Here is a 2,665-nt window from a genome sequence, read left to right as displayed (position 1 = left end):
AACAGACGGTTGTCGATTTTTTTACGCAAGTCATGCAAATGGATAACTTTACTTTGCGGCAAGAAGCCCTAGAATGAGGGATGGTTCACTTTTATTGGCTAAAAATGAACCCCGAAACTTGAGTAATAAGATAGAAATTTTGCATTGAATTTGCATTGAATTTGCAGTCATAATTATTCGCTAATTATCTCAAACAACTCACCAATACCAACCTCAAGAAAACAGCATAACTTTTCAATTACCTCAATATCAATCCGAGTTGCAGTTTCATTGTATAAGCGATGGATTGTATTTTTATTTACGCCTGTCTCCCTTGCTAATTCAGCAACTTTTATACGCTTTTCACCCAAAATTTTGGATAAGTTACATCTGATCATAATACCCTCCTGGAAAATTAAATACCTTTAGTGGGTATTTAATGGTTGCAATGGTGATTAAGTGTGCTATTGTTTCTCCTGTAGGTACAAAGTAATACTTAATTAAATAAAATACCTAAGGAGTGATTATGTCACATACCTATCTCACTACGGAAGAACTAGCGTCACATATTAAATATGATGTTAGAACAATTCGTGAATCTTTAAAAGATTCTGTTCTGTTCGAAGGCGTTCATTACATTCGCCCATTCGGTGGCAGAAAAATTTTATACATATGGGATCGCATTGAAGACGAGATGCTAAATGGCCCTAATGTAGAAAACGTTATGAACCAAGTCATGTAAGGAGGACTTATGGGAAGTATTCAAGAGAGAAGCGGTACATTATATTTTGACTTTAGATATAAGGGGATACGTTGTCGCGAACAATCAAAGTTAGAAGATACAACTGCAAACAGAAAACGTATGCAAAAAATATTGAAACGTATTGAATCTGAAATTACCTTAGATCTATTCGATTATGCTAAGTATTTTCCAAAGAGTAAACGGGTTGCTAAATTTAAAGCCATTGCTAACAAATTAGAAGAGGTAATTGAATTCGAAAGTGATGGTGCTGATTTTGAGGAGTTTGCACTGTTATGGATATCTGAAAAAGAAATTGAGTGGCGTAAGTCTAATTACCTCACTGTAAAAGATGTGCTTTTACTGCACTTAATCCCTGCGTTTGGTAAGAAGAAGCTCAGCGAAATCACTAAAGCTAATATCCTAAATTTTCGTTCAACACTCGCCAAAGTAACCGGACGATCAAATGGGAAATTATCTGCTAGTCGTATAAACCACATAATGACTCCGCTAAGAGTGATTATGAATGAAGCCGCTGAGCGTTTTGAGTTTAACTCGCCATGGAAAAATATTAAAGCTTTACCTGTACCAAGAACTGACATTCAGCCGTTCAGTTTTGATGAAGTAAGTTTGTTTTTAAAGCATGTACGTGATGATTTTCGCTGTTATTTTTTAGTACGTTTCTTTACCGGATTACGCACTGGTGAGATCGATGGATTAATCTGGAGTAATGTCGATTTTGAAAATCGTATTATTAAGGTTCATCAGTCATTGGTACTTAACGAAATTGTACCTTGTAAAACAGATGGTTCTTACCGCAGTGTACAGATGAGTGAAATTGTTTATCAGGCTTTGCTGGACTATAAAGCCCAGCAACCTAAGAACCAAGAAATCGTATTCACTACAAAGAAAGGAGGGCATTTACAAAATAAATATATTTCTCGCCATATATGGTATCCCACTTTAAAGGCTAGTGGTCTTTCAAAGCGAAACCCTTACCAAACACGCCACACTGCTGCAACGCTGTGGATGGCTGCAGGTGAAAGCCCCGAATGGATTGCTCAACAGATGGGGCACAGTTCAACAACTATGCTGTTTCGTGTTTACAGTCGCTATGTACCCAATTTAACTAGAAAAGATGGTAGTGCATTTGAACGAATTTTAGCTGAAAAATTTTTACAAAATAGCCCGGAGAGCGATCATGAAGAATGAACAGTTTAAACCCTTTATCATTTCACCTTGTTATTCACATTCGACGATGCAGTATACTCTTGAGGATGGACTGACATCATTCGATGCCGAGGTAATTGATAATCTACACTTTGAGTGTGATAGCCCCTGCTTAGCCTTGGTTGATTGTGAAGTTGTATCAACAGGCGTAAAGATCACTGAAGTACATTTAATTGCCACTAATGTTGATAAAATGAAACTACTCTCTTGGTTAAAAGCAATTCAGGCTAATTTAATTGGATACCTGATCATCTTAATAGGTTTGATCACCAAGGTGAGAGATAACCAACTGCGATCTGATTTGGTTGAAATAATTTTCCACAATCAGCTACACCCGGCCCATATTTTTAAAACAAACAGTGAGAAGATGAACAACTTATATCCCTCTTTGATCATTATAGGTCAAAAAGCATTTTTGAAGTGTCAATATTATAGTTGCACTCAAACATTAAGAGATACGTTATTGGTAAGCTGTTTACTCAAAAAATTGGCGAAAAATGAATTGATCGTTTCTTCCCCAGAGTATGAAGTTGTTAAAGCACTAATAGAAGAAAAGCTAACATCACTGAATGTTTAATGTGAAAAGCTTATTAAAGTAGAAAGCACCTACGGGTGTTTTTTTTATTTTAAAAAATTATAAATATATTAAAAAAATGATGCTTTTTGCTGCCGCTCATTGGTGATTTTTTGAAAGTTAAAGGAATAGCTTAGCCACAA

At 35.8% G+C, this 2,665-nt stretch carries 4 protein-coding genes; 3 read left to right on the top strand and 1 reads right to left on the bottom strand.

Translation table 11 applies throughout. The features are described from left to right. Positions 1-173: 173 nt before the first annotated feature. Positions 174-377 carry a helix-turn-helix domain-containing protein gene (locus tag KSO91_RS16885; protein WP_238744188.1) on the bottom strand — a complete coding sequence of 68 codons (204 nt, stop codon included), beginning with the start codon at positions 375-377 and terminating at the stop codon, positions 174-176. A 128-nt stretch (positions 378-505) separates the two neighbouring features. Here KSO91_RS16885 and KSO91_RS16880 point away from each other — a divergent pair, with 128 nt between their 5' ends. Genes KSO91_RS16880 through KSO91_RS16870 form a run of 3 tightly spaced genes read left to right on the top strand, consistent with a single transcriptional unit; the run spans position 506 to position 2,525 of the window. Beyond that, the gene (locus KSO91_RS16880) at positions 506-721 is read left to right on the top strand and encodes a hypothetical protein (RefSeq protein ID WP_238744187.1); all 216 of its coding nucleotides are present in this window, start codon (positions 506-508) and stop codon (positions 719-721) included. Between the two features lie 9 nt (positions 722-730). Beyond that, positions 731-1,930 (top strand): site-specific integrase, encoded by a 1,200-nt coding sequence (locus tag KSO91_RS16875; protein ID WP_238744186.1) that lies wholly within the window; start codon positions 731-733, stop codon positions 1,928-1,930. Then, positions 1,920-2,525 carry a hypothetical protein gene (locus KSO91_RS16870; protein WP_238744185.1) on the top strand — a complete coding sequence of 202 codons (606 nt, stop codon included), beginning with the start codon at positions 1,920-1,922 and terminating at the stop codon, positions 2,523-2,525. The genes KSO91_RS16875 and KSO91_RS16870 overlap by 11 nt, the downstream gene beginning before the upstream one ends. Positions 2,526-2,665: the final 140 nt, after the last annotated feature.

Source organism: Psychromonas antarctica, assembly GCF_022267535.1.
GTDB classification, from domain to species: domain Bacteria; phylum Pseudomonadota; class Gammaproteobacteria; order Enterobacterales; family Psychromonadaceae; genus Psychromonas; species Psychromonas antarctica.
Note: the sequence above shows the minus strand (reverse complement) of the source record. Positions and strands in the feature narration are given on the sequence as shown.

What these genes read in the sequence shown, in the direction of transcription:
- KSO91_RS16885 (WP_238744188.1), bottom strand. Translation starts at nt 377, where the DNA reads ATGATCAGATGTAACTTATCCAAAATTTTGGGTGAAAAGCGTATAAAA.
- KSO91_RS16880 (WP_238744187.1), top strand. Translation starts at nt 506, where the DNA reads ATGTCACATACCTATCTCACTACGGAAGAACTAGCGTCACATATTAAA.
- KSO91_RS16875 (WP_238744186.1), top strand. Translation starts at nt 731, where the DNA reads ATGGGAAGTATTCAAGAGAGAAGCGGTACATTATATTTTGACTTTAGA.
- KSO91_RS16870 (WP_238744185.1), top strand. Translation starts at nt 1,920, where the DNA reads ATGAAGAATGAACAGTTTAAACCCTTTATCATTTCACCTTGTTATTCA.